This is a genomic window from Pseudomonas sp. LAM2023 (genome assembly GCF_016620375.1).
Taxonomy (GTDB): domain Bacteria; phylum Pseudomonadota; class Gammaproteobacteria; order Pseudomonadales; family Pseudomonadaceae; genus Aquipseudomonas; species Aquipseudomonas anuradhapurensis.
Map to the genome: position 1 here is coordinate 1 of NZ_JAENHV010000005.1, position 671 is coordinate 671.

The window sequence follows — 671 nt, forward strand, 5'->3', positions numbered from 1 at the left end:
TCACATACCGATTGGCAACAACGCCCATAGGCGACCAGTCGCTGCCCGACAGCGCATAGACATCAAGGAAGCTCGCGTCGGCGTGGCTCTTCTGCGCGTCCACTACCCCACTCATCATCGCAAGGGCGTAATCCGTCACCAGAAGGTCGTATTCCGCTTTGCTCAGCCTGCCGCTCTGGTACAGCTCAACAAGCTTTTCCCCAGCCTGTTTCTCCTGCTGCCGGTATTCAGCACGAATACCAACCTCGCAGTTGCCATTTCCTCCACAGGCTTTATACCGCTCGTGCAACTCATCAATGCTGCCAATACCAGCAGCCTTGAGCTTCTCGTACAACGCCCGGCTGGCTGCATCCAGCCGCTCAACGCCGTACTTGTTCGCCAGCAGGTTGTTTTCAACCGCGTTACGCCCCGCACCAGCACCTGCGACCGCCCCAGCGCTATTACCTTCCACCAGGCCACCCGAAAGCCCGGCTGCCAGCGTCGACAGCGCAGAAACGGTCTGTTTCTGTTCTTCGCTGAGCGAGTTGCTGTCGCTGGTGCCATACAACTGCTGAGTGATCAGGCGGGCAACCAGCTCGCCGCCGGCCGCACCCGCTGCACCGGCCGCCGCCGAGTTGCCCTGCGCCTGGGCGACAACGGCACCCAAAACCGCATGGGCCATGACGTTGAGT

General features: G+C 60.8%; 1 protein-coding gene. It reads right to left on the minus strand.

What is annotated here, in order from left to right:
- On the minus strand, positions 1–671 hold a 671-nt coding region (locus tag JKP78_RS00045; protein WP_200625803.1), incomplete at both ends, for a VENN motif pre-toxin domain-containing protein.